General features: G+C 63.1%; 21 protein-coding genes. 20 read left to right on the top strand and 1 reads right to left on the bottom strand.

Annotated elements, in window-relative coordinates:
• Nucleotides 1–116 precede the first annotated feature (116 nt).
• From nuoG to dnaE, 18 genes are all read left to right on the top strand, one after another.
• A complete protein-coding gene (gene nuoG, locus DSM104635_RS10280; protein WP_158766112.1) occupies nucleotides 117–2,177 on the top strand; it encodes an NADH-quinone oxidoreductase subunit NuoG in 2,061 nt (686 codons plus the stop codon).
• Nucleotides 2,174–3,328, top strand: a complete 1,155-nt coding sequence (nuoH, locus tag DSM104635_RS10275) for an NADH-quinone oxidoreductase subunit NuoH (protein ID WP_158766111.1) — start codon at nucleotides 2,174–2,176, stop codon at nucleotides 3,326–3,328. The genes nuoG and nuoH overlap by 4 nt, the downstream gene beginning before the upstream one ends.
• Complete coding sequence (locus DSM104635_RS10270) at nucleotides 3,328–3,567, top strand: hypothetical protein (RefSeq protein ID WP_158766110.1); 240 nt, start codon at nucleotides 3,328–3,330, stop codon at nucleotides 3,565–3,567. Before nuoH ends, DSM104635_RS10270 begins: the two co-directional genes overlap by 1 nt.
• Before the next feature lie 7 nt (nucleotides 3,568–3,574).
• Nucleotides 3,575–4,066, top strand: a complete 492-nt coding sequence (nuoI, locus tag DSM104635_RS10265; protein ID WP_228446047.1) for an NADH-quinone oxidoreductase subunit NuoI — start codon at nucleotides 3,575–3,577, stop codon at nucleotides 4,064–4,066.
• 66 nt (nucleotides 4,067–4,132) lie between these two features.
• Nucleotides 4,133–4,741 (top strand): NADH-quinone oxidoreductase subunit J, encoded by a 609-nt coding sequence (locus DSM104635_RS10260; protein WP_158766108.1) that lies wholly within the window; start codon nucleotides 4,133–4,135, stop codon nucleotides 4,739–4,741.
• Nucleotides 4,741–5,049, top strand: coding sequence for an NADH-quinone oxidoreductase subunit NuoK (gene nuoK / locus DSM104635_RS10255; RefSeq protein WP_158766107.1), 309 nt, complete (start codon nucleotides 4,741–4,743; stop codon nucleotides 5,047–5,049). The genes DSM104635_RS10260 and nuoK overlap by 1 nt, the downstream gene beginning before the upstream one ends.
• Before the next feature lie 2 nt (nucleotides 5,050–5,051).
• Complete coding sequence (nuoL, locus tag DSM104635_RS10250; protein WP_158766106.1) at nucleotides 5,052–7,079, top strand: NADH-quinone oxidoreductase subunit L; 2,028 nt, start codon at nucleotides 5,052–5,054, stop codon at nucleotides 7,077–7,079.
• Complete coding sequence (locus tag DSM104635_RS10245) at nucleotides 7,076–8,587, top strand: NADH-quinone oxidoreductase subunit M (protein ID WP_228445649.1); 1,512 nt, start codon at nucleotides 7,076–7,078, stop codon at nucleotides 8,585–8,587. The genes nuoL and DSM104635_RS10245 overlap by 4 nt, the downstream gene beginning before the upstream one ends.
• On the top strand, nucleotides 8,584–10,041 hold the full coding sequence (nuoN, locus tag DSM104635_RS10240; protein WP_228445648.1) for an NADH-quinone oxidoreductase subunit NuoN: 1,458 nt from the start codon (nucleotides 8,584–8,586) through the stop codon (nucleotides 10,039–10,041). The genes DSM104635_RS10245 and nuoN overlap by 4 nt, the downstream gene beginning before the upstream one ends.
• Nucleotides 10,042–10,054: 13 nt before the next feature.
• A complete protein-coding gene (locus DSM104635_RS10235; protein ID WP_158766105.1) occupies nucleotides 10,055–10,804 on the top strand; it encodes a biotin--[acetyl-CoA-carboxylase] ligase in 750 nt (249 codons plus the stop codon).
• 3 nt (nucleotides 10,805–10,807) lie between these two features.
• Complete coding sequence (locus tag DSM104635_RS10230) at nucleotides 10,808–11,584, top strand: type III pantothenate kinase (protein ID WP_158766104.1); 777 nt, start codon at nucleotides 10,808–10,810, stop codon at nucleotides 11,582–11,584.
• Complete coding sequence (locus DSM104635_RS10225; RefSeq protein ID WP_158768062.1) at nucleotides 11,584–13,263, top strand: ribonuclease J; 1,680 nt, start codon at nucleotides 11,584–11,586, stop codon at nucleotides 13,261–13,263. The genes DSM104635_RS10230 and DSM104635_RS10225 overlap by 1 nt, the downstream gene beginning before the upstream one ends.
• 32 nt (nucleotides 13,264–13,295) lie before the next feature.
• Complete coding sequence (gene mce, locus DSM104635_RS10220; RefSeq protein WP_158766103.1) at nucleotides 13,296–13,721, top strand: methylmalonyl-CoA epimerase; 426 nt, start codon at nucleotides 13,296–13,298, stop codon at nucleotides 13,719–13,721.
• Complete coding sequence (locus DSM104635_RS10215; protein WP_158766102.1) at nucleotides 13,718–13,966, top strand: DUF1467 family protein; 249 nt, start codon at nucleotides 13,718–13,720, stop codon at nucleotides 13,964–13,966. The genes mce and DSM104635_RS10215 overlap by 4 nt, the downstream gene beginning before the upstream one ends.
• A gap of 72 nt (nucleotides 13,967–14,038) precedes the next feature.
• Complete coding sequence (locus DSM104635_RS10210; RefSeq protein ID WP_158766101.1) at nucleotides 14,039–15,571, top strand: aminoacyl--tRNA ligase-related protein; 1,533 nt, start codon at nucleotides 14,039–14,041, stop codon at nucleotides 15,569–15,571.
• A complete protein-coding gene (locus DSM104635_RS10205; protein WP_158766100.1) occupies nucleotides 15,571–16,845 on the top strand; it encodes a lipoprotein-releasing ABC transporter permease subunit in 1,275 nt (424 codons plus the stop codon). Before DSM104635_RS10210 ends, DSM104635_RS10205 begins: the two co-directional genes overlap by 1 nt.
• Nucleotides 16,838–17,527, top strand: a complete 690-nt coding sequence (locus DSM104635_RS10200) for an ABC transporter ATP-binding protein (protein WP_158766099.1) — start codon at nucleotides 16,838–16,840, stop codon at nucleotides 17,525–17,527. The genes DSM104635_RS10205 and DSM104635_RS10200 overlap by 8 nt, the downstream gene beginning before the upstream one ends.
• 55 nt (nucleotides 17,528–17,582) lie before the next feature.
• Nucleotides 17,583–20,999 (top strand): DNA polymerase III subunit alpha, encoded by a 3,417-nt coding sequence (gene dnaE, locus DSM104635_RS10195; RefSeq protein ID WP_158766098.1) that lies wholly within the window; start codon nucleotides 17,583–17,585, stop codon nucleotides 20,997–20,999.
• On the opposite strand, the gene DSM104635_RS10190 is transcribed toward dnaE, so the two are convergent.
• Complete coding sequence (locus DSM104635_RS10190; protein WP_158766097.1) at nucleotides 20,996–22,153, bottom strand: acetyltransferase domain-containing protein; 1,158 nt, start codon at nucleotides 22,151–22,153, stop codon at nucleotides 20,996–20,998. The two genes, dnaE and DSM104635_RS10190, sit on opposite strands and share 4 nt — an antisense overlap.
• A gap of 146 nt (nucleotides 22,154–22,299) precedes the next feature.
• On the opposite strand from DSM104635_RS10190, the gene DSM104635_RS10185 reads away from it, so the two are divergent.
• Nucleotides 22,300–23,676 carry an amidohydrolase gene (locus DSM104635_RS10185; RefSeq protein ID WP_158766096.1) on the top strand — a complete coding sequence of 459 codons (1,377 nt, stop codon included), beginning with the start codon at nucleotides 22,300–22,302 and terminating at the stop codon, nucleotides 23,674–23,676.
• A complete protein-coding gene (locus DSM104635_RS10180) occupies nucleotides 23,673–24,914 on the top strand; it encodes an amidohydrolase family protein (protein ID WP_158766095.1) in 1,242 nt (413 codons plus the stop codon). Before DSM104635_RS10185 ends, DSM104635_RS10180 begins: the two co-directional genes overlap by 4 nt.
• The last annotated feature ends 135 nt before the right edge of the window (nucleotides 24,915–25,049 follow it).

Below are 25,049 nucleotides of genomic sequence, written 5' to 3'. Positions count from 1 at the left end.
CCACTACCAATTCTTGCGAATAGTTCTCATCTAACCCGCCGCCGTAGCGGCTCTTTCGCCCACTTGCGGCGACGCAATAAATCGTCCATTCGCGTCCGCGAAAGCGGTCTGACTCTATGACGAAAATTCTCGTCGACGGCGTTGAAGTCGACGTTCCTCCAGAGCTCACTTTGCTGCAGGCGTGCGAAGCCGCCGGCGCAGAGATTCCGCGCTTTTGTTATCACGAGCGGCTCAGCGTCGCCGGCAATTGCCGCATGTGCCTGATCGAAGTGAAGGTTGGCGGCAAGTCTGGGCCGAAACCGATCGCATCGTGCGCGCAGCAAGTGAAAGACCTGCCGCCGCCGCGCGACGACAAGCTCAACGAACTCGTCACCAAGAGCGCCGCCGTGAAGCGCGCACGCAACGGCGTGATGGAGTTCCTGCTCATCAATCACCCGCTGGACTGCCCGATCTGCGATCAGGGCGGCGAGTGCGACCTGCAAGACCAGTCGGTGGCCTACGGTCGCGGCGGCTCGCGCTTCGATGAGAACAAGCGCGCGGTCGAAGAGAAATTCATGGGTCCGCTGGTGAAGACCGTGATGACGCGCTGCATCCAATGCACGCGCTGCATCCGTTTCGTTACCGAGGTCGCTGGCGTTTCCGAGCTTGGCGCCACCGGCCGCGGCGAAGACATGGAAATCACCACGTACCTGGAAGCGGCGCTCACCAGCGAGCTTTCGGCCAACGTGATCGATCTTTGCCCCGTCGGCGCGCTGACCTCGAAGCCCTACGCCTTCAACGCCCGCCCCTGGGAGCTGACGAAGACCGAGACCATCGACGTGATGGACGCGCTCGGCGCCAATATCCGTGTCGATGCGCGCGGCGACGCTGTGCTCCGCGTCCTGCCGCGTTTGAACGAAGAGATCAACGAAGAGTGGATCTCGGATAAGACGCGCTACGCCGAGGATGGCCTAAGTCGCCAACGGCTCGATCGTCCGTATATTCGCGAGAACGGTCAGCTGCGTCCGGCCTCCTGGTCCGAGGCTCTGGAAGCGACGGCAAAAGCGCTCTCCGGCGACGCCAAGAAGATCGGCGCCATCGCCGGCGATCTCGCTTGCGCGGAAAGCATGAAGGCGACGCTGGACCTGTTCCGTGCGCTCGGTTCGCCGAACACGGATTGCCGCGCCGATGGCGCGCAAGTTGGTGGCGAGCGTTCGTCGTACATCTTCAACTCAACCATCGCCGGCATCGATCAAGCCGATGCGATCTTGCTCATCGGCACGAACCCGCGCCTCGAAGCGCCGGTGCTGAACGCGCGTCTGCGCAAGGCGTGGCTACGCGGCGCTGACATTGGCGTCGTCGGCGAGGCTGTTGATCTCAGCTACAAGTACCAGCACCTCGGCGCCGGCCCGCAGTCGCTGAGCGATCTCGGCAAATTCGGAGACGTACTGAAGAACGCGCAAAAGCCGATGATCATCGTCGGCGCTGGCGCGCTCGCGCGTAAGGACGGCGGTGCGGTGTTGCGTGCGGCGGGCAAACTCGCTGCTAGCCTCGGCAAAGCCGGCGCGTTCAATGTTCTGCACACGGCGGCTTCACGTGTCGGCGGTCTCGATCTCGGCTTCCTGCCGGGGCAGGGCGGCAAGAGCGCCAGCGAAATGCTCGCGGGCGGCATGGATACGCTGCTGCTGCTTGGCGTTGACGAAGTCGCGCTGCCGAAGGCCGGCACGGTGATCTACATCGGCACCCACGGCGACGCCGGCGCGCACCGCGCCGACATCATTCTGCCGGGCGCCGCCTACACCGAAAAAGACGCGACTTGGGTGAACACCGAAGGCCGCGTCCAATACGGGCGCCGCGCCACGTTCCCGAAGGGCGAAGCCAAAGACGATTGGGCCATCATCCGGGCGCTGTCTGCCTCACTCGGCAAGACGCTGCCGTACGACTCGATCACCGCGCTCCGCGCCAAGATGATCGCGGATCATCCGAGCTTCGGCCAAGTCGACTACGCGCCAGGCGCCGCTGATGCTGCCAGCTTCGACGCCACCAAGATTGGCATCGACGGCCAAGTCTCGAACGAGCCGTTCCGCAGCCCGGTGACCGATTTCTATCTCACCAACCCGATCGCGCGCGCGTCCAAGACGATGGCCGAGTGCTCGCGTTTGCGCGCCGGCGCTGGCGCAAAGGTGGCGGCGGAATGAACCCGGACGCCAACTATACGTGGTTCGTGAACTGGCCGGTTGAGGTCGAGTGGGCGCTCATGAAGACCGGGCAGGTCTTGCTCATCATGATCCTGCTGCTGCTGTCGCTCGCGTTCCTGTTGCTGTTCGACCGCAAGGTTTGGGCGGCAGTGCAGCTGCGCAAGGGTCCCAACGTCGTCGGGCCGTTCGGCTTGCTCCAATCCTTCGCCGACTTCTTCAAGTTCGTGTTCAAGGAAATCGTCATCCCGGCCGGCGCGAACAAAACCGTGTTCATCCTGGCGCCGCTCATCACGTTCGTGCTCGCTTTCGTGGGCTGGGCCGCGATCCCGTGGGCGCCGGATGTCGTGATCGCCGATCTAAACGTGGGCATCCTCTACCTGTTCGCGATCAGCTCGCTCGGTGTCTACGGCATCATCATGGGCGGCTGGGCTTCGAACTCGAAATATCCGTTCCTCGGCGGTCTGCGCTCGGCGGCGCAGATGGTGAGCTACGAAGTCTCGATCGGCTTCATCATCATCACCGTGCTGCTGTTGGTCGGTTCGCTTAACCTCACCACAATCGTCGAAAGTCAGCGCGACGGCATCTGGATGTGGACCGGCTTCCGCATCTTCAACTTCAACGAATTCCCGAACAACATTCTCGTCGGCGTCACCATGCTCGCCATGATGGGGATGTTCTTCATCTCGGCGCTTGCCGAGACCAACCGGCCGCCATTCGATCTGCCTGAAGCCGAGTCCGAACTCGTCGCTGGCTATCAAGTCGAGTACAGCTCGACGCCGTATCTCCTTTTCATGATCGGTGAATACCTCAACATCGTACTGATGTGCGCGATGACGTCGATCCTGTTCCTCGGCGGCTGGCATCCACCTTGGGGGCCGGTAGAAAGCATGCTGATGTGGCCGGTCGTGGGCCCGTTCTTTAGCTGGGTCGGCGTTGGCGTGATCGGCTTCGTGATCTTCTACGCCAAGCTTTGGTTCATGTTCTTCCTGTTCGCGATGGTGAAGGCGATCGTGCCGCGCTACCGCTACGATCAGCTCATGCGTCTCGGCTGGAAAATCTTCCTGCCGACCTCGCTCGTCGCCGTCGTCGCCATGGGCTATTACGTGACCTTCCTCGCGCCCGCCGCGAGCAGCACCGTGGCGGGTGGGTGATGCGCCGCCTCGCTCTCACCGCGCTTGTTGCACTCGCAGCCTGCGCCACGCAGCTTCCGCAGATCGTCGAGCGCGAGGGCGACACCTTCGACGTGCGCTACGACGCGGCGGTGCAAACCCAAGCCGAAGTGGACGCCAAGGCCAACAGCCATTGCTCCAACGGCGCGGCGGGCTACGTCAGCCAACAAACCGGCTTCGACGGCTTCGCCTATCGCACCTACCGGTGTGCATTCCGATGAGAACGCTCTGATGTCACGCATCCTCCAAGCCGCCAAAGGCGCCCTGATGCTCGACATGATCGGGGGTTTTTACCTCGGCATGAAGTATTTCTTTAAGCGCAAGGCGACGATCAACTACCCGTTCGAGAAGGGTCCGCTGAGCCCGCGCTTTCGCGGTGAACATGCGCTCCGCCGCTACGCCAATGGCGAAGAGCGCTGCATCGCCTGCAAGCTCTGCGAAGCTATCTGCCCGGCGCAAGCCATCACCATCGAAGCCGAACCGCGCGAAGACGGGAGCCGCCGCACCACGCGCTACGACATCGACATGGTGAAGTGCATCTATTGCGGCTATTGCCAGGAAGCGTGCCCGGTCGACGCCATCGTCGAAGGCCCGAACTTCGAGTTCGCCACCGAGACGCGCGAAGAATTGTACTACGACAAAGAACGTCTGCTCGCGAACGGCGACCGCTGGGAACGCGAGATCGCGAAGAATTTAGAACTGGACGCGCCCTACAGATAGGCCGCGTTTGTCTCATCGCGCCGGTTCAGAAGAGCCCCGCGCAATCGGATTGGGAGGGCGTAACGGATGCTGGCGGCAATCGCCTTCTACGCGCTGTCCGCGGTCGCGGTGATGTCCGCGTTCGCGGTCATTTCCGCGCACAATCCTGTGCACTCGGTGCTGTTCCTGATCCTGACGTTCTTCACTGCGGCAGGTCTGTTCGTTCTGCTCGGCGCCGAGTTTTTGGCGATGCTGTTGGTCGTCGTTTATGTCGGCGCAGTAGCGGTGCTCTTCCTCTTCGTCGTCATGATGCTCGACGTTGACTTCACCGAACTGAAGCGCGGCTTCCTGAGCTACATGCCTGTCGGCGCCTTGATTGCCATCGCGCTCATGATCGAACTCGGTCTGGTGGCGGGCGCTGCGATCACCGCTGACGGCGCCCCAATCGCGTTGACGCCCGCGCAGCCGGGTGCAGTCACCAACGCCGAAGCCATCGGTCAGGTGCTTTACACCGACTATCTGCTCGTCTTTCAACTCGCCGGGCTCGTGCTTTTGGTCGCCATGATCGGCGCCATCGTGCTGACGCTGCGCCATCGGCCCGGCGTCAGGAAGCAGGACATTCACGCACAAGTTGGGCGTAAGCGCTCCGAGGGCGTCGAACTCAAAGACATTCGTCCGGGGCAGGGACTCGGCTGATGGAAATCACGCTCTTCCACTATCTGATTGTCGCCGCCGCCCTGTTCACGATCGGCGCCTTCGGCATTTTCGCCAATGCCAAGAACGTCATCATTATCCTGATGTCGATCGAGCTCATCCTGCTCGCGGTGAACATCAACCTAGTCGCATTCTCGGCGTACCTGCAGAACCTCGAAGGCCAGATTTTTGCGATGATGGTGCTCACAGTCGCCGCCGCCGAGGCTGCTGTGGGACTGGCGATCCTGGTTACGTACTTCCGCAATCGCGGCAACATCGCCGTCGAAGACATCAACCAGATGCGGGGCTAGGCGTGCAGTTTTCACCCGAAGTCCTGATCGTCCTCGGCCCCTTGTTCGCGGCCGCGTTCGCGGGGCTGTTGCAACGCTACATTGGCGACAAGATCGCCATGGCCGTGACGACTGGTTCGGTCGGCCTGTCGCTCGCGCTGTCGCTGCCGATCTTTGCCGACTTCGTCTGGGGCGAGGGCCACGCGCGGCTGATCGAACTTTTCACGTTCATTGACGTCGGAGGCTTCACGTCGACCTGGAGCGTCCGCATTGATGCGCTGTCGGCGGTGATGCTGGTCGTCGTCAACACGGTCAGCTTCCTGGTTCACGTTTATTCGATCGGCTACATGGCGGAAGATCCCCACAAGGCGCGGTTCTTCTCCTACCTGTCGTTCTTCACCTTCTCGATGCTTGCGCTGGTGACGGCAAACGACTTCCTGCAACTCTTCTTCGGCTGGGAAGGCGTGGGCGTCGCCTCCTACCTGCTGATCGGCTTCTGGTTCCATAAACGCAGCGCCAACGACGCCGCCATCAAGGCCTTCATCACCAACCGCGTCGGCGATTTCGGCTTCGCCCTCGGCGTCATGGCCGCGTTCTTTTGCTACGGCTCGATCCAGTTCAATGAAGTTTTCCACGCCGCCGCCGCCAATCCAGACTTGATGCTCGGCGTCGGCGCCGTGCAGTTCCGCGCCGTCGAAGTCATTTGCGTGCTGCTCTTCATCGGCGCGATGGGCAAAAGCGCGCAGTTCTTCCTGCATGTCTGGTTGCCGGACGCCATGGAAGGCCCGACGCCGGTCTCGGCGCTGATCCACGCCGCGACCATGGTCACCGCCGGCGTGTTCATGGTGAGCCGTTGCGGTGAGCTTTATCACCTGGCGCCGTTGGCGAGCGGTTTCGTCACTGTGGTTGGCGCCACCACGGCGCTGTTCGCCGCCACAGTCGGCCTCGCGCAGAACGACATCAAGCGCGTCGTCGCGTACTCAACCTGTTCGCAGCTTGGCTACATGTTCTTCGCCGCGGGCGTCGGCGCCTACAACGCGGCGATGTTTCACTTGTTCACGCACGCCTTCTTCAAGGCGCTCCTGTTCCTCGGCGCAGGCTCCGTGATCACGGGCCTCCATCATGAGCAGGACATGCGTTACATGGGCGGCGTCCGCAAATCGATGCCGATCACCTGGGCGCTGATGACGATCGGCACGCTGGCGCTGATTGGGTTCGGCATTCCTGGCTTGGGCGGCTTCGCCGGTTTCTATTCCAAGGACGCCATCATCGAAGCCGCCTACGGCAGCCACGGCATCGGCGGCCAGTTCGCGTTCTGGTGCGGCGTTACGGCGGCTTTGCTCACGAGCTTCTATTCCTGGCGCCTCGCCTTCATGATCTTCGAAGGCATGTATCGCGGCAACCCAAACGCCCATCACGACGATCACGCGCACGCCGCGCATGATGATCACGGCCTCGGCCACGACGACGCGCACGCCAAACCGGCGGACCGCTCAGCGCCCGCGCATGAATCGCCGTGGGTCATGCTCGTGCCGCTCATGGTGCTGGCGGCTGGCGCGATCGCCGCAGGCTTCCTGTTCGCGCCGTACTTCCTTGGCGAGCACGCCGAAGCGTTCTGGGACCACGCGGTGCCGCTCACGCATGGCGAGCACGACTTCCCAGCCTGGGTGATCTGGGCGCCGCTCACCGTCACCGTCACCGGCTTCCTTCTCGCCGTCGTCTTCTATCTCTTCAACACCGGCGCCGCCAAAGCCATGGCGCGGGGCCCGGTATGGGCGTTCCTCTACAACAAGTGGTACTTCGACGAACTCTACGACTTCATCTTCGTCAAAGGCTCGCGCGCCATCGGCGATCTGTTCTGGAAAGTCGGTGATCAGAAAATCATCGACGGTCTCGGCCCCGATGGCGTCGCGACGACGTCGCGTGTCGTCTCGCGCGGCCTCAAGAAGGTGCAGAGCGGCTTTGTCTATCACTACAGCTTCATCATGCTGATCGCGGCGGTCGCGTTCGGCGCCTACGCGATCTTCGCCGGCATCGGGGACGGGCGATGAGCGAGATGTTCGCGAGCTGGCCGCTGCTCTCCGTCACCACGTTCTTTCCGGCGGCGGGTGCGCTGCTGATCCTGCTGTCGCGCGCGTCGCAACAGGGCCACAACCCCGGTTACGACAGCGCTGTGCGCGTGCTGACGCTGATCGTCACCATCGCCACCTTCTTCGTCTCGCTGTTTGCCTTCGCCGCGTTCGACTGGGATGCGCCAGGCTATCAGCTCAAAGAAGAGATCCCTTGGGCGTTTGGCGCCAGCTACGCCATGGGTGTCGATCAGCTCGCCATGTCGCTGGTGCTGCTGACGACGTTCCTGACGCCGCTCTGCATTCTCGCCAGCTGGCACATCGAAAAACAGGTCAGCTCCTACATGGTGCTGTTCCTGCTGCTCGAGACGCTGATGGTCGGCGTCTTCTGCGCGCAGGACATCATCCTGTTCTACCTGTTCTTCGAAGGCGGCCTGATCCCGATGTTCATCCTGATCGGGGTGTGGGGCGGCGAGCGGCGCGTCTACGCCGCGTTCAAGTTCTTCCTCTATACGCTGCTCGGTTCGCTTTTGATGCTGGTCGCGATCGTCGTCATCATCGCCATCGCTGGCACCAGTAATATCGAGCGCCTAACCGAATACGCGCAGACCACCGGCTTCGATCCCGACTTGCAGATCTGGCTCTGGCTCGCGTTCTTCGCGTCGTTCGCCGTGAAGATGCCTATGTGGCCGGTGCACACCTGGCTGCCGGACGCGCACGTCGAGGCGCCGACAGCGGCGTCTGTGGTGCTGGCAGCGATCCTGCTGAAGATGGGCGGGTACGGTTTTCTGCGTTTCTCGCTGCCGATGTTCCCGGATGCGTCACACTTCTTCACGCCGCTGGTGTTCATCCTGAGCGTCATAGCCATCGTCTACGCCTCGTTGGTCGCCTTCCGTCAGGTCGATATGAAGAAGCTGATTGCGTACTCATCGGTCGCACACATGGGCTTCGTCACCATGGGCATCTTCGCCGGCAACGTGCAGGGCATCCAGGGCGCCATCTTCCAGATGCTGTCGCACGGCGTCATCTCCGGCGCGCTCTTCCTTTGCGTCGGCGTCGTTTATGATCGCATGCACACGCGCGAGATCGCTTTCTATGGAGGTCTCGTGAACCGCATGCCGGTTTACGCCGCGGTGTTCATGCTGTTCACCATGGGCAATGTCGGCTTGCCGGGCACGAGCGGATTTCCCGGTGAAATTCTCACCATGGTCGGCGCCTTCCAGATCAACGCCTGGGTCGCAGCGGGCGCAGCGCTCGGCGTCATCTTCTCGGCGGCATACGCGCTGACGCTCTACCGTAAGGTCGCGTTCGGCGTGATCGAGAACCCAAAGCTCGACGGCATCACCGATCTCGACGCGCGCGAGTGGATCACGTTCATCCCGCTCGTTATCGCCACGCTCATCATGGGTCTAGCGCCCGCTTACGTGCTCGATTTCACCAGTGTCTCCGCTGAGGCCATCTCGTCGGCCTATCTCGGAGCCACGCCATGAACTCGCCCATGGTGGACCTGACCAATAGCTTGCCGTTGGCCCGGCCTGAGTTGCTGCTGGCTGGTTTTGCGTTGATCGCGGTGATTCTGGGCGCGTGGTTCAAGGATCGATCCTTCGTCGCGCTGTCGGTGCTGGGCGTGTTAGCGCTGCTCACCGCCGCTGGCCTCGCCATCGCATTTGCGCCGGCGGCGCCGGTCGAAATCCTGCAAGGCGCCATGGTCGTCGATGGCGTCGGCGTCTTCGCCAAGGCGCTGATCGCGTTCTCGGCCGCGGCGACGCTCGCGCTCGGCGCTGATCATTTTGTGCGCACCAAGGAACAACGCTTCGAATACCCGATCATGATCGTTCTCGCCGTGCTCGGCATGTTCGTCATGGTCTCGGCGCAAGACTTGATCACGCTCTATGTTGGCGTCGAACTGCAATCGCTCGCAGCGTACGTGCTCGCCGCCTGGCGTCGCGACGACGCGCGCTCTTCGGAAGCCGGCCTCAAGTATTTCGTGCTCAGCGCGATCTCGTCCGGCCTGCTGCTGTTCGGCTCGTCGTTCGTGTACGGCTTCACCGGCTCGATCCGTTTCGACGCCATCGCTTCGGCCGTCGGCGAAGGGGCGGGGGGCCTCGGCCTCATGTTCGGTCTCGTGCTGATGCTGTGCGCACTCGGCTTCAAGATGAGCGCGGCGCCGTTCCATATGTGGACGCCCGACGTCTACGAAGGCGCGCCAACGCCAGTGACGGCGTTCTTCGCCGCTGCGCCGAAGGTCGCCGCCGTCGCGCTGATGGCGCGCCTCCTCTACGAGCCGTTCGCCGGCCTCGACGGCCAGTGGCAGCAAGTCGTGGCCGCCCTCTCGGCGATCTCCATGGCTTGGGGTTCGATTGGCGCGCTATTGCAAACGAACCTGAAGCGGCTGATGGCGTATTCTTCGATCGCCAACATGGGCTTCGTGCTCATGGGACTCTCAAGCGGAGAGCAGAGCGGCCCGGTGGCTTCGCTCATTTATCTCGCGCTCTATCTGCCCGCGACCATCGGCATCTTCGCGCTCATCCTCGCCATGCGCCGCGACGGTGAGGCGGTCGAGACCGTGGGCGATCTCGCCGGCCTCGCGCAGACGCGGCCGTGGATGGCGGCGCTGTTCACGATGCTGCTGTTCTCCGTCGCCGGCATTCCGCCATTCGCCGGCTTTATCGGCAAACTGCTGGTCTTCATCGCCGCGATCGACGCCGGTTTGGTCGGGCTGGCCATCGTCGGCGCCATCGCCGCCGTTGTGGCCGCCGCGTACTACCTTCGGCTGCTCGCCTCGATCTGGTTCAGCGCGCCCGCAGCAGCGCCGTTGCAAGGCTACGGGCCGGTGATCGCGCTGACTGCGACGGCTGCCGCAGCGCTCAGCTTCCCCGTCCTGGTGTTGGCGCTTGGCGCGCTGCAGACTTGGGCCGAAGCCGCGGTGCGGATGAGCTATTGAGAAAGCGCGCGCGATGATCGACGGCCAAGCGCCTGTCGAAACGTTCGACGAAATCGACTCCACCATACTGGAGGCGCGTCGCCGCGCCGAACGCAACGAACTTGGCCCAGTCTGGCTGATCGCGCGCTCGCAGACAGCAGGACGAGGCCGCCGCGGCCGCACTTGGGCCTCGCTCGACGGCAACCTGATGGCGACGTACCTCTTCGCCACCAAGCGCCCACCGGCCGAGATCGCGCTGCTGAGCTTCGCCACTGGCCTCGCCATCGTCGAGACGATCGATGAAGTGATTGGTCCGGGCCAAGCGTCGCTCAAATGGCCAAACGATGTGTTGATCGGCGGCGCCAAAGCGTCGGGCATCATGCTGGACTCCGGTTCTTTAGGTGAAGGCGGCCTCTGGGCGGCACTCGCATTCGGCGTGAATCTCGCTGTCGCGCCTGAAATTCCGGACCAGCGCACGACAAGCCTCCGTGCTTTGCTGCCGCCGGACGCAATCGCGCCAGAACCGCTCGACTTCCTCGCCAGCCTGCGCCCGAAACTGGAAGCGTACGCTGCGCGTATGGACCGCGACGGTTTCGAGCCGTTGCGCCAAGCCTGGCTCAAGCGCGCTCACGGCTTGGGCCAGCGAGCGCGCGTAGTGCAGGGCGATCAGACTCTGGAGGGCCGCATCGCGGGTCTGTCCTCGCGCGGAGAGCTTGAACTCGATACAGTCACGGGCCGGCGCCTTATCACCGCCGGCGATGTTTTCTTACCCAACGTGGCCTAACCCATGCTTCTCGCCATCGACGTCGGCAACACCAACACCAAGTTCGCCATCCACGATGGCAAGAGCTGGCGCGCGCAATGGCGCTCCTCCACCGACACAAGCCGTACTGCCGACGAGTACGCGCCGTGGCTGAACCAGATCATGGTGCTCAGCGGCCTGACCTTTAGCGACGTCAAAGCCTGCATTATCTCAACCGTGGTGCCGCAGGCGCTGTTCAATCTGCGCAATTTATCCCGCCGCTACATCGGCGCCGAACCCATGGTGGTCGGAGAAGATGGCCTGAAGCTCGGTATCGAAGTGCGGATCGATAAGCCCAACGAAGCCGGCGCCGATCGCCTCGTGAACGCCGTCGGCGCCTTCATCGAATACGGCGGCCCCGCCATCGTTATCGACAGCGGCACCGCCACCACGTTTGATATCGTTGCCGCCGACGGCGCCTTCGAAGGCGGCATCATCCTGCCGGGGATCAATCTGTCGCTGCAGGCGTTGCACGATGCAGCCGCGCGCTTGCCTCGGGTTGAGATCCGCGATCCCGGCCGCGTAATCGGCAAGGATACCGTCAGCGCCATGCAATCCGGCATCTATTTCGGCTCGATCGACATGATCGAAGGGCTCTGCAACCGCATCAAAGCGGAGTACGGCAAGCCGATGATCACGATCGCCACCGGCGGCGTCGCCTCGATCTTCGAAGGCGCGTTCCCGTCGATCGATCACTTCGACCAGGACCTCACCTCCCGCGGCCTTCTGGAAATCTTTAAGCGGAATGGCGGCACGTTTTGATTAAGCCGAAGGCTGACGACGAACTGGTGTTTCTCCCGCTCGGCGGGTCCGGCGAAATCGGCATGAATTTGAACGCGTACGGCTACGGCCCGCCGGATGCGCGCAAATGGATCATCGTCGACATCGGCGTCACCTTCGGCCGCGAAGACTCAACGCCCGGCATCGAACTTATCCTGCCGGATCCGTCCTACCTCGAAGGCGTCCGCGACGACATCATCGGCATCGTGCTGACGCACGCGCACGAAGACCACATCGGCGCGCTCGGCTGGCTTTGGCCGCGCCTCAAAGCGCCGGTTTACGCTACGCCGTTTACCGCCGCGCTGGTGCGCGAAAAGTTGCGCGAACGTGGTCTGCTGGAAAAAGTGCCGCTCACTGAAATCCCGCTCAAAGGCCAGCTCACGCTTGGTCCGTTCGAGATCGATTTCGTTACACTCACGCACTCGATCCCGGAGCCAAACGGCCTCGCCATTCGGACGCCGCTCGGCCTGATCTGGCACACCGGCGATTGGAAGATCGATCCCGATCCGCTGATCGGTGAGACAACCGACGAAGCCAAGCTCCGCCAAATGGCCGACGAAGGCGTGCTGGCGATGGTGTGCGACAGCACCAACGTTTTCGTCGAAGGCACCGCCGGCTCCGAAGCCGAGGTGCGCGTAAAGCTCACCGAAGTGATTAAGCAGCAGAAGGGCCGGGTCGCCGTCACAGCGTTTGCCTCCAATGTCGCGCGCGTGGAAACTGCACTTCTCGCGGCGAAGGCGGCGGGACGCACGCCGTGCCTCGTTGGGCGCTCCATGCACCGCATCGTCGCCGCGGCGAAGAGCGTGGGCATGTTGGCTGATGCACCGTTGACCATCGACGAAGAGGAAGCCGGCACGCTGCCGGACGAAAACGTTCTCTTCCTCTGCACCGGCAGCCAAGGCGAAGCCCGCGCTGCGCTGTCGCGCATTGCACGCGGCGAGCATCGCAATGTCTCGCTGCGCCAAGGCGATACCGTGATTTTCTCGTCCCGCGTCATTCCCGGCAACGAAGCCGCCATCCACGACATGCAGAATGCCTTCCTCGAACGCGGCGTCGAACTCATCACCGCCGACGATCACTTCATCCACGTCTCCGGCCACCCGGCGCGCGATGAACTGAAGCAGATGTACGCGTGGGCGCGCCCGCGCATCGCGGTGCCTGTGCACGGCGAAAAACGTCACATCCGCGAACACGTGAAACTGGCGCTAGAACTGCAGATCCCGGAGGCGATTGCGCCCAGCAACGGCGATCTCATTCGCCTCGCGCCCGGCCCGGCGACGCTCATCGACGAAGTCCCATCAGGCCGGCTCTACGTCGATGGCTCAACCATCATCGAGGCCGAAGATGAAGCACTGAAAGACCGCCGCCGCCTCGGCGCTGAAGGCGCGGTCAATGTGTCGCTGGCGGTTAACGCAAAAGGCGGCATCGTCGCCGGCCCCAGCGTCACTGTCCGCGGGCTCACCATGGACGATGACGAGGACTTCGAGATCGCGCTCGAGGAGCTGGAAGACACCGCAAAAGCTGCGTTCCAGCGCCTAAAGCACCAGGAACGCGAAGACGACGAAGCGGTGGAGCAGGTGCTCGTCCGCGCGGTGCGCAAGGCGGCGGAAAAGCTGTGGCGCAAGCGTCCGCTTGTCGACGTGACGGTATTGCGCATCTAGAGTGCTGACGCGGGATATTTGGGAGTAGGGCCATGATCGGCCGTTTGAATCATGTCGGTATCGCTGTGCCGTCCATTGAGGACGCGAAAGCGACCTATCGCGATCTCTACGGCGTGCCGGCCGACGCGATCACAGAGACGAAGGAACTACCTGCGCAAGGTGTGAAATTCGCCTTCGTCAACCTCGCCAACAGCCAGATCGAATTGATCGAGCCGCTCGGCGCCGATAGCCCGATCAACAATTTCCTTGAGAAGAATCCAAAGGGCGGCCAGCACCACGTCTGTTTTGAGGTCGCGGATATTTATGCGGCGCGCGACGACATGGTGGTGCGCGGCGCCAAGGTGTTGAACGAGCCGCGCATCGGCGCCCACGGCACGCCGATCATCTTCGTGCACCCGAAAGATTCCAACGGCGTGCTCATCGAGCTGATGGAAATGCCGAAGGCCGCGCACGGATGAACCTCTTCCTGGGTATCGCGATCTTCGTGATCCTGTGGTGGCTTGCGTTTTTCACCATGCTGCCAATGGGCGCGCAGAGCGCCCATGAGGCGGGCGAGCAATACGTCCCCGGCGCTGAGCATGGCGCGCCCAAGGTGCACAACCTCCGGCTCAAGGCGCTGATCGCGACCGGAATCGCGGCGGTTCTGTGGCTCTTCGTGGCCTGGGCCATTTCGGTCGATCTGGTGGGCATGCGGCCGCATTAGGCCGCGTTGCGGGGCGTCCCGGCTCAGTCTATCCAGGCGGGCCGTACGGTAGAGACAGGACAACCCCTCCCCATGCATGCGCTTAAGGTCACGCGCGCCGAAGATTTTCCCGAATGGTACCAAGCCGTGGTTCGCGAGGCGGATATGGCGGAACTGTCGCCGACGCGCGGGTGCATGATCATCAAGGCGTGGGGGATGGGCTTTTGGGAGCGCATCCAGGGCGAACTCGACCGCAAGATCAAAGAGACCGGGCACGAGAATTATTATTTCCCGCTGCTGATCCCGCTCTCGTTCTTCGCCAAGGAAGCCGAGCATGTCGAAGGCTTCGCCAAGGAAATGGCGGTCGTCACGCACCATCGCCTGAAGTCTATCGATGGCGAGCTGAAGCCCGATCCCGAGGCCGAGCTTTCCGAACCGCTGATCATTCGCCCCACGTCGGAGACGATCATCGGCGACGCGTTCAGCCGATGGATCAAATCGTATCGCGATTTGCCGCTGAAGCTGAACCAGTGGTGCAACATCATGCGCTGGGAGATGCGTACGCGTCTCTTCCTGCGCACCGCCGAATTCCTTTGGCAGGAAGGCCACACCGCTCATGCCGATGAAGCAGACGCGCGCGCCGAGACGGCGCTCGCGCTCGAAATCTATCGGCAGGTGGCCGAAGATTTCCTCGCCATCCCGGTCATCCCCGGTGAGAAGCCCGAGAACGAGCGCTTTCCCGGCGCCGTCAACACCTATTCGCTTGAAGCCATGATGCAGGACGGCAAGGCGCTGCAAGCGTCGACCTCGCACTATCTCGGCACCAATTTCGCCAAGGCGCAGAACATCACTTACCAAGACAAAGATGGCGGCATCTCGCACGCTCACACCACGTCCTGGGGCATGACCACGCGCATGATCGGCGCGGCGATCATGGTGCACGGCGACGACGACGGCATGCGCACGCCGCCCGCTGCCGCGCCACGCCAGATCGTCATCGTCCCGATGCTGCGCGGAAAGCCGGAAGACGAAGAGCTGAAAGCGTACTGCCACGAGATCGTCGCGGAACTGAACAAGCTCTTCGCGTTTGGCTGGCCACTGCGCGCGCATGTCGATATCAAGGACGCCCGTCCCGCCGACAAACGCTGGGACTGGGTGCGCCGCGGCGCGCCGCTGATCTGCGAAATCGGCCCGCGCGACGCCGCCAACGGCCAAGTCACCTTCATCAAGCGTAACGCACTGCGCGAAGGCGAGAAGATCAAGTCGCACACGCTGCCGCGCGCCGATTTCATTGCGCAGGCGACGGGCTTATTGGAAACGGCACAGAAGGAAATGTTCGACGAAGCCAAGACGCGGCTCCAGTCCAATATCCGCGATGGTTTCAACACCTTCGCCGACCTCGAGCGGTACTATGGAACCGACGACGAAAGCGGCGAGTTCAAGGGCTGGGCGCGCGTACACTGGTCGCGCCCGACCGGCGCTGCGCTGGAAGAGGTGGGTACGCGTTTGAAGGCGTTGAAGCTGAGCATCCGCAACGCGCCCAGCGCGCAGCCTGCGTCGTATGGCACATGCATCTTCACCGGCGCGCCTGCCGTCGAAGAAATCCTGATTGCGCGGGCCTATTGATGACGGCTGGAAATGCAAAACCGTTCGGTCTGTTCGAGCGCATGCTCGCCGGCCGCTACCTCCGCGCCAAGCGCCAGCATGGCGGCGTGGCGCTGATTTCTGTCATCTCCGTGCTTGCAATCACGCTCGGCGTTTTCGTGCTGATCGTGACGATGTCGGTGATGAATGGTTTCCGCGAGACGCTGCTCTCGCGGATTCTCGGCGTTAACGGGCACGTTTACATCAACGTACAGAATATCCCCGGCACCGAGATCCAACGCCTGGCGCAGCTGGCGCAACAATCGCCGGAAGTGCTGCACGTTACGCCGATCATCAACGCGCAGGGACTTGCCACATCCGACGGCATGGCGTCTGGCGTCATCGTCCGGGGCATTCCGCGCGCCGAGCTGCAAAGCTTACCCATCGTGGCCAACAGTATTCGCCCCGGCGGCGGGTTCGACGGCTTTGAGGGCATCGAGTCGCCTACCATCCTGGTCGGCGATCGTTTGGCCGCATCACTGGGCGTCGCCGAGGGCATGGCGATCTCAATTCTGTCGCCGCAAGGCGCCGCAACCCCGTTTGGCCTCACGCCGCGGCGGAAATCGTTCCTGATCGGCGGTGTATTCAGCGTCGGCATGGCGGAGTTCGATTCCGCGTTGGTGTACATGCCGTTGGAGCAGGCGCAGATCCTGTTCAGCCGCGGCGATGGCGCCGACGAACTCGAACTCCGCATTCGCGACCCCGACCGAACGCTCGCCGTGATGATGGATCTGCGCGATCGGCTCGGGCCGGACGTGACGATCTACGATTGGCGCGCCAAGAGCCAGGGGCTTTCCGACGCGCTCGTGGTTGAACGCAACGTGATGCGGCTCATCCTGATGTTCGTCGTCGGTCTTGCCGCGCTCAACATTGTCACCGGTCTTATCATGTTGGTGAAAAACAAGAGCCGCGACATCGCCATCCTGCGCACTATGGGCGCCACGAAAGGCGCGATCATGCGTGTCTTCTTCATGGCCAGCGCGAGCCTCGGTGTGATCGGGCTTTCGCTGGGTCTTCTGTTCGGCATTGGCTTCTGCATTTTCATCGAGCCGATCCAGAACTTCCTCTCGACGGTGTTCGGCTTCGATATTTTTCCAGGCACAGTCTATTCACTCGAGACGCTGCCAGCGCGCATTGAGTGGAGCGAGGTGGTGATCGTCTCCTTCTTCACCATCGCCATCACTTTCGCGGCGACCCTCGTGACGTCTTGGTGGGCGTCGCGCTTCGATCCAGTGGAGGCGCTGCGCTATGAGTAACGTCGCGCCCGTCCTGACGCTCAAGGATCTCTCACGCCGCTACCAGTCCGGCGAAGACGAACTCGTCGTGCTCGACAAGGTCGATTTGCACATCATGCCCGGCGAGATCGTTGGCCTGATCGGACCCTCTGGTTCGGGCAAGTCATCCTTGCTGCACGCCGCCGGCATGTTGGAACGCCCGAGTGGCGGCGATGTCTTGATCGAAGGCCATTCCGGCTGGAGTGCGAACGACGAACAACGCACCGGTATCCGCCGCAACCGCATCGGTTTCGTGTACCAGTTCCATCACCTACTGCCGGAATTCGACGCAATTCATAACGTGGCGTTGCCCGCGCTGATCGCTGGGCGGCCACGGCGTGAAGCGTTGGCGGAGGCCGAACGTTTGCTCGGTGTGTTGAATCTGGGGCATCGGCTGCGTCACCAGCCAGCGCAGCTTTCGGGCGGCGAACAGCAACGTGTCGCCATCGCGCGCGCCATGATCAACAACCCTGTGCTGATCCTGGCAGACGAGCCGACCGGCAACCTCGATCCCGATACCTCGACGGTGGTGTTCGCCGCGCTCAGCGATCTGGTCCGCAACGAGGGCGCAGCGGCCTTGATCGCTACTCACAACCTTGAGCTGGCGAAGTACATGGATCGCGTGATGTCCGTGGATCACGGCCATCTGGTGCAAAAGAAGTAAGCTGTTCCGGCGGCGCGTTTCGGCCCACCAGCGCCTATATTAGGCGGGCCGAATCATGACCCAGCCCTTCATCCACCTCCGCGCCCGTTCGGCTTACTCGCTGCTGCAAAGCGCGGTGCAGGTGAAGGACCTGGTCAAGCTTGCGGCCAAGCACGAAATGCCGGCGCTTGGTCTGGCGGATTCCAACAATCTGTTCGGCGCTCTCGAATTTTCCGAAGCCGCGGCCGAAGCCGGCATCCAGCCCATCGTTGGCCTCGCGCTTGACGTGAAAGGCGAGGGCGGCATTGCCGGTGTGCTCGCACTCTACGCGCAAACCAACGCCGGTTACGCCAACCTGATGCGCCTCTCCAGCGCCGCTTTTCTCGACACCGCCGGTAACGAAGACGCGCACGTGCCGTTCACGAGCGTGCTCGAACACGCCGAAGGCTTGATCGCGCTCACTGGCGGCGGCGATGGCGCCTTCGCGCCGCTGCTGGCCGAAGGCAAGACCGACATCGCCGAAGCCGCGCTGAAGCAACTCGCCGGCGTATTCGGCAATCGGCTCTACGTCGAACTTCATCGCCACGGCGAACGCATCGAGGCCGACACCGAAGGCGCGCTGATTGACCTCGCTTACAAGCACGGCCTGCCGATCGTCGCTGCCAACGACATCCGCTTCAGCGAACGCAAGCGCCACAAATCGCACGATGCTCTGATGTGCATCGCCAATTCATCGTACCTCGGCGAAGAGGATCGCCCGCGCGTTACGCCGGACCACTATTTCAAATCCGCCAAGGAGATGACGGAGCTGTTCTCCGATCTGCCCGAAGCGATCGAGAACACGTCCGAGATCGCGCGCCGTTGTTCCGTCCGTGTCGAAAAGCGCGCACCAATCCTGCCGCGCTTCGACACCAAGCGCGGTCGCGACGAACCGGCGGAATTGAAGGCACAGGCGGAGGCCGGCCTTAGGGCGCGCTTGAAAGCACTCGGCGATCGCCTCGCCGCGCCGATGGAGGACTACGAGAAGCGGCTGGCGTACGAGTTGAACGTAATTACGCAGATGCAGTTTCCGGGCTACTTCCTGATCGTCTCGGACTTCATCAAGTGGGCGAAGGCGCAAGGTATTCCGGTTGGCCCGGGCCGCGGTTCGGGCGCGGGCTCCGTTGTCGCCTGGGCGCTGACAATTACCGACCTCGACCCGCTGCGGTGGGGTCTGCTGTTCGAGCGCTTCCTCAATCCCGAACGCGTTTCGATGCCGGACTTCGATATCGACTTTTGTCAGGAGCGCCGCGGCGAAGTCATCGACTACGTGAAGAACAAATACGGCGAAGACCGCGTCGCTCACATCATCACGTTCGGTACACTGCAAGCGCGCGCCGTGGTGCGCGACGTCGGTCGCGTGATGCAGCTGCCGTTTCACATGGTCGACAAGTTCGCCAAGCTGATCCCGGCCAACCCGGCGAACCCGGTGACCCTCGCGCAAGCGTTGGACACCGAAGACAAGATCAAGGAGATGCGCCGGAACGAGCCGGAGATCCGCGAACTCACGGACACGGCGCTCGAACTCGAAGGCCTCTACCGCAACGCTTCCACGCACGCGGCTGGCATCGTGATCGGCGATCGGCCGCTGATCGATCTCGTCCCGCTCTACCGCGATCCGCGCGCTTACTTGCCGGCCACCCAGTTCAACATGAAGTGGGTCGAAGCGGCGGGGCTCGTGAAGTTCGACTTCCTCGGCCTGAAGACGCTCACCGTTATCGATCGCGCAGTGAAGTCGATCCGCGCACGCGGCGTCGAGATCGATCTCGACGCCACCGGCTACGACGACGAAGCTACCTATGAACTGATGCGCTCCGGCATGACATTCGGTGTGTTCCAGCTCGAAGGTCAGGGTATGCGTGACACGCTGCGCAAGGTGAAGCCAACCTCGCTCGAAGACGTCATCGCGCTCATCTCGCTCTATCGCCCGGGCCCGATGCAAAACATCGACCGCTTCGCCAACGTGAAGCACGGCCGCGAGCAGCCGGACTATCTGCACGAGACGCTGCAGCCGATTCTGGAAGAGACGTACGGCGTCATCGTCTACCAAGAACAAGTCATGCAGATCGCGCAGGTGCTCTCAGGTTATAGCCTGGGCGAAGCCGATTTGCTCCGCCGCGCGATGGGTAAGAAACAGCCCGCCGAAATGGCGAAGCAGAAGTCGCGCTTCATCGATGGCGCAAAAGAAAAGGGCGTTAACGAGAACTTGGCCTCCCACATCTTCGATCTGGTCGAAGAATTCGCCGGCTACGGCTTCAACAAGTCTCACGCCGCCGCCTACGCCGTCGTCGCGTATCAGACCGCTTATCTCAAAGCGCACTTCCCGGTGGACTTCGTGGCCGCCTCGATGAGCCTCGATATCTCGAACTCCGACAAGCTCGCGAGTTTCTATCAAGACGCCCGCCGCATCGGCGCACCGGTGCTGCCGCCGGACCTCAATGCGTCGGAAGCGGATTTCAGCGTGCAACCCACGGAAGAGGGCAGCGTCGCCGTACGCTATGCGCTTGGTGCATTGCGCAATGTTGGCCTTGCGGCGATGGAGACTATCGTCGCCGAACGCAAAGCCAACGGACCCTTCAAGGCGCTCTACGATTTCTCCGAGCGCATCGATCCGAAGTCGGTCAACAAACGTCAACTCGAAAACCTGGCCAAATCTGGCTCATTCGACACCATCGAGCCGGACCGCGCCCGCGCGTTGGCGGCTTGCGAAACGATCTCGCTCTACGCCCAACGTGTCGCCGAAGAGCGCGCCAGCGCGCAAACCAGCCTGTTCGGCGCCGAAGAACCAAGCGCGCGCCCAGCGTTTCCGAAAGCGCCGGCATGGTCGGCGCAGGATACACTCGACGCCGAGCGCGAAAGCGTCGGCTTCTATCTCTCAGGCCACCCGCTGTCGGATTTCTTCCTTGACGCAGGTGATCGCTACAAAACTTACGTCGACATCCTCGACGACGGTGAAACCGAGCCGCGCTCGTATCCGATGGGTGGCGTGCTTCGACGCATCCAGTATCGCCCCGCCATGACCGGCGGGACGTTGGCGTTCGTCTCCATGTCAGACCCCACTGGCGATTTCGAGGGCATGGTGATGCCTGAGTATGTCGAGCAGGCGCGCGATGTGCTCGAAGTCGGTAAGGCGTTCGTCTTCCGTGGCCGCGTGCGCTGGCGCGATGGTGATATGAAGCTCGCCGCCGACACGTTCGAGCCGGTCGAAGCCGCCGAAGCGCGCACGCAGGAGGATCTCCGTATCGTCCTGAAAGAAGGTGCGCCGCTCGAACTCCTGGCGCAAACCATCACGGCGTTGCCGAAGCCCAATCCGGGTGAGGCGCGTCCGCTCCGACTCGTGCTCCGGCTGAAAGACGGCCGCGAGATCGAGCTTAGAGCGCGCACCTTGGTGTCAGGCGCGCCGGCCGCCCGCGCCGCGCTGAAAGCCGCCCGCGGCGTCGAGCGCGTGATCTAGAGGTAGCGCAGCCACCACCAGCGGTGGCGCGCTTTCACGCCCGCGAACCACAGACACAGCGCGTAGAGCACGATCAGCACCGCGATCCACATCAGGTAAATGCCGAGTACGCCGAAGCCGTAGCCGTCCGGCGGCGTCAGCTGCGGCCAGGACGTGCCAGGCCAGAACAGATGGTCGCGCGGCCACGCAAACAGCGCCGCGCACAACAGCGCCGCGCCGTGGATCAGATAAATGTGCAGGATGTAGAAGAAGAACGGCACACGCCCGTACGTGCGCAACGGATGCAGCATCCGCATCGGCCGCCGGTGAGCCTCAAGCGTCGCCACGACGCCAAAGAATGTCAGCAACGCGCCCAACGTCAGCAATGTGAATTGCAGCGACGGCGGATACTTCTCGACATTGAGGAATGCCAGAACCTGTTGCGGGTCGTCCGGCGCCACGCCGCCCCCAAGTCCGAGCACGCGCGCCGCTACAAAGAGAATGAGCAGAATGATACCCGTCGCCATGATCAGCGCGCCACGTGGTTTGTCATTGCGCATAAGCATCGGGGCCGCCGCGTAGCCGATCGCCATTAAGCTCAGCCATGGCAACAGTGGAAACAGCACCAACTTCGGTCCAAGCTCCGGCGCAGCCCAAACGCCGCCGGTCGCGAACAGCGCCCAGATCGAGCCTTCCTGGTACGGGATCAACGCCAGCCACTGCTCCTGCAACAGCACGGCTGCGAGTGCCGCGATCAACAGGATGAGCCGCGGCGCAAAGATCAGCGCCGCCAGCACGATCATCGAAGCGCCTAAGTTCCAGATTACCCCGAACCAAAACCAGCCGTTAAACCCAAACGACCACGCCACGCCCATCACTGTGAACTCAAGCGCCATCAGCCAAAGCCCGCGTGTCAGCAAGAACCCCGCGAGCGCGCGCTTCGATTGCCCGTTCTGCTCCGAAAGTGCTGCGCCAAATCCGGCGATGAAGAAAAATCCTGGCGCGCAGATGTGCGTCACCAGCCGCATGAAGAACCAGTCCGGCGTCGTCTGGCTGAGATCGACTGGATCAAACTGCGCGCTCGAAAAGAAAATGCGCACATGATCCAGCGCCATCACCGCGACGATCAGCCCGCGCGCGATGTCGAGCGATCCGATCCGCTGGACAGTCGCCATCCTTGCCTCCCTTTGCGTCACCTTCGCGCAGATCGAGCCTCAAACCCAGACCCGCGCGGCACGCTCGTCGCAGATTTCTCCCGAAAGGCGTGCAAAGTCTTGTCTGGCCCTGGCCATCGCTCACAAATGCTCGTGACGGAGGGGACATGAGAAATCGTCTGCTGATCGCGCTTGGCGCGGGACTGTGCCTGGCGGCGTGCGCCACCACGCCTGCTGCCACCGACACCGAGACCACAGCGCGCGAGCCCTACGCTTCAAGCTACACGCCGCGCCCGTCTCAGCCGACGCTCCTTCGCAACGCCACAGTGCTCGACGGCAATGGCGGTGAGTTCGCCAACGCCGACGTCCTGATGCGCGATGGTCGCATCGTCGCCGTCGGGCAGAACATCGACGCGGCCGGCGCCACTGTGATCGACGCAACCGGCCGCTTCGTCACGCCCGGCATCATAGATGCGCACTCGCACCTCGGCGTCTATCCATCGCCCGGCATTGATGCGACCGCCGACGGCAACGAGGCCACCAGCCCCAACACCGCGGAAGTCTGGGCCGAGCATTCCGTCTGGCCGCAAGACCCCGGCTTTGGCCGCGCTGTCGCGGGCGGGGTCACCACGCTCCATATCCTGCCGGGCTCAGCGAACTTGTTCGGCGGCCGCGGCGTCACGCTGCGGCCCGTACTCGGCGCCATCACCGTGCAAGAGATGAAATTTCCTGACGCGCCGCAAAGCTTGAAAATGGCCTGCGGCGAAAACCCCGCGCGCGTCTATGGCGAACGCAATTCATCGCCCGCGACCGGCATGGGAACGGTTGCCGGCTATCGCGCCGCCTTTATCCGCGCCCAGCACTACGCCGAACAGCTTGAAGCCGCCGAGAACGGCGACGGTGAAGCGCCGGATCGTGATCTGCAGCTGGAAACGCTTGCGGGCGTATTAAGCGGCGAAATCCTGCTGCAATGGCACTGCTACCGCGCCGACGAAATGGCCAATGCCATCGAGATTGCCCACGAGTTTGACTTCCAAATCGCCGCCTTCCACCACGCCGTTGAGGCCTATAAAATTGGTCCGATGCTCGCGCGCGAGAACATCTGCTCGGCGATGTGGGCCGATTGGTGGGGCTTTAAGATCGAAGCTTATGACGGCATCCGCGAGAACATCCCGTTTGTGCACGCCGCTGGCGCCTGCGCCATTGTTCACTCCGACAGCGACATCGGCGGTCAACGCTTGAACCAGGAGGCCGCGAAAGCGTGGGCCGATGGGCGTCGCGCCGGCGTCGAGATCAGCCGTGGCGAAGTCTGGACTTGGCTTTCACGCAATCCCGCCCGCGCGCTCGGCGTTGAAGACGAAACCGGCACGCTGCAAGAGGGCCGCCGCGCTGATGTCGTAGTCTGGTCCGCCGATCCGCTGTCGAGCTACGCGGTAGCGCAGCAGGTCTATATCGACGGCGCGTTGATGTACGAACGCGGTGGAGGCCAGGATCACAGATCCGACTTCGAACTTGGCCAAACCTATCGGGAGCCCACCCAATGAGACTGCTCTCCGCACTCCTGTTCGCCGCGATAATCGCAACGCCGGCCGCCGCTGAAACCGTGCTGATCCGCGACGGCCGCGTCGTCACTAACGGCGCGGCCGGGACGATCGAAAATGGCGACGTGCTCATCGTCGATGGCCGCATCTCCGCTGTTGGTGAAAACATCGGTGGGCCACGCGGCGCGCGCATCGTCGAAGCGCAGGGCCGCTTCGTGACGCCTGGCGCCTTCGCCGCCATGAGTTCGCTCGGCCTGTCGGAGATCAACGGTTCAGGCGCACCGGATGACGCCAGCGTGGAGGGCGACCTGATCGCCGCCGCCGCCGACGCCGGCCGCGCCTTCAACCCCGACGTCACCGCCATCGCAATCACCCGCATGGAAGGCGTCACCCGCGCCGCCATCGCGCCATCCGAGACAGCCACCATGTTCGGCGGTCGCGGCGCGCTGGTGTCGCTCAGCGGCGATCCCGACAGCGTCTTCCAGCAACGCGCCTTTATGGTCGTCGAACTCGGCGAAACTGGCGCCACGCGTACCGGGAGCTCCCGCGCCGCCGTGTGGCCCGCCTTCGAAGCCGCGCTTCAGGACGCACGCGAGTACCCGAACCGCTACCGCAGCGGCCAAGGCGGCGCGGTGCTGAATGAGATCGACGCCGCGGCGCTTGCGCCATTCGCGCGCGGGCAGGGGTTGTTGCTCGTACATGTCGAGAGCGCGGCGGACATTCGTCGCCTGTTGCGCTTCAAGCGCGGGAACCCCGGCCTGCGCATCGCCATCCAAGGTGGCGGCGAAGCTTGGCAAGTCGCTGATGAACTTGCCGCGGCGCGCATGCCGGTGATCCTCGATAACGTGCTCACCAACCTGCCCTCGAGTTTCGAACAGCTGTCCGCGCGGCTCGACAACGCCGCGCTGCTGCACGCCGCCGGCGTTGAGATCGCCATCGCGCCAAGCGCGGGCGACGCGCAGCAACCGCGCCTAGTGTTGCAACTCGCCGGCAACGCCGTCGCCAACGGTCTGCCGTGGGACGCCGCCTTCGCGGCGATCTCGCGAACGCCCGCAGAGATCTTCGGCGCGGGGAACATCGGCCGCCTCGAGAGCAATTATCTGGCCGACGTGGTAATCTGGGACGGCGACCCGTTGGAAGTGCAAAGCGCGCCGACGGCGGTCTTCATCGAAGGCGTCGAGCAGCCGCTCGTCTCCCGCCAAACCCGCCTCCGCGACCGCTACAACCCGGTGCGGCGCTAGGCCGGACGGCGCAGGCGTGGCGTTTCTGGCCCGCCCGGAGGGATGGCGGCCATGCCAGGGCTTCGCCTTGCTCCCTCAGGCCCAATCCCCTATATCCGCGCCTCACTTCGCACGCGGGAGCGGCGGGGCGGTCTG

This window comes from Terricaulis silvestris (genome assembly GCF_009792355.1).
Taxonomy (GTDB): domain Bacteria; phylum Pseudomonadota; class Alphaproteobacteria; order Caulobacterales; family Aquidulcibacteraceae; genus Vitreimonas; species Vitreimonas silvestris.
This window is presented reverse-complemented; position numbering and strand designations above follow the sequence as displayed.

Excerpts from the sequence above, each read along its gene's own strand:
- DSM104635_RS10260 (WP_158766108.1), top strand. The coding sequence starts at position 4,133 with ATGCTGGCGGCAATCGCCTTCTACGCGCTGTCCGCGGTCGCGGTGATG.
- DSM104635_RS10200 (WP_158766099.1), top strand. The coding sequence starts at position 16,838 with ATGAGTAACGTCGCGCCCGTCCTGACGCTCAAGGATCTCTCACGCCGC.
- DSM104635_RS10185 (WP_158766096.1), top strand. The coding sequence starts at position 22,300 with ATGAGAAATCGTCTGCTGATCGCGCTTGGCGCGGGACTGTGCCTGGCG.
- nuoG (WP_158766112.1), top strand. The coding sequence starts at position 117 with ATGACGAAAATTCTCGTCGACGGCGTTGAAGTCGACGTTCCTCCAGAG.
- nuoK (WP_158766107.1), top strand. The coding sequence starts at position 4,741 with ATGGAAATCACGCTCTTCCACTATCTGATTGTCGCCGCCGCCCTGTTC.
- DSM104635_RS10215 (WP_158766102.1), top strand. The coding sequence starts at position 13,718 with ATGAACCTCTTCCTGGGTATCGCGATCTTCGTGATCCTGTGGTGGCTT.
- DSM104635_RS10245 (WP_228445649.1), top strand. The coding sequence starts at position 7,076 with ATGAGCGAGATGTTCGCGAGCTGGCCGCTGCTCTCCGTCACCACGTTC.
- DSM104635_RS10210 (WP_158766101.1), top strand. The coding sequence starts at position 14,039 with ATGCATGCGCTTAAGGTCACGCGCGCCGAAGATTTTCCCGAATGGTAC.
- nuoN (WP_228445648.1), top strand. The coding sequence starts at position 8,584 with ATGAACTCGCCCATGGTGGACCTGACCAATAGCTTGCCGTTGGCCCGG.
- nuoH (WP_158766111.1), top strand. The coding sequence starts at position 2,174 with ATGAACCCGGACGCCAACTATACGTGGTTCGTGAACTGGCCGGTTGAG.
- DSM104635_RS10270 (WP_158766110.1), top strand. The coding sequence starts at position 3,328 with ATGCGCCGCCTCGCTCTCACCGCGCTTGTTGCACTCGCAGCCTGCGCC.
- mce (WP_158766103.1), top strand. The coding sequence starts at position 13,296 with ATGATCGGCCGTTTGAATCATGTCGGTATCGCTGTGCCGTCCATTGAG.
- dnaE (WP_158766098.1), top strand. The coding sequence starts at position 17,583 with ATGACCCAGCCCTTCATCCACCTCCGCGCCCGTTCGGCTTACTCGCTG.
- DSM104635_RS10190 (WP_158766097.1), bottom strand. The coding sequence starts at position 22,153 with ATGGCGACTGTCCAGCGGATCGGATCGCTCGACATCGCGCGCGGGCTG.
- DSM104635_RS10180 (WP_158766095.1), top strand. The coding sequence starts at position 23,673 with ATGAGACTGCTCTCCGCACTCCTGTTCGCCGCGATAATCGCAACGCCG.
- DSM104635_RS10230 (WP_158766104.1), top strand. The coding sequence starts at position 10,808 with ATGCTTCTCGCCATCGACGTCGGCAACACCAACACCAAGTTCGCCATC.
- DSM104635_RS10205 (WP_158766100.1), top strand. The coding sequence starts at position 15,571 with ATGACGGCTGGAAATGCAAAACCGTTCGGTCTGTTCGAGCGCATGCTC.
- DSM104635_RS10235 (WP_158766105.1), top strand. The coding sequence starts at position 10,055 with ATGATCGACGGCCAAGCGCCTGTCGAAACGTTCGACGAAATCGACTCC.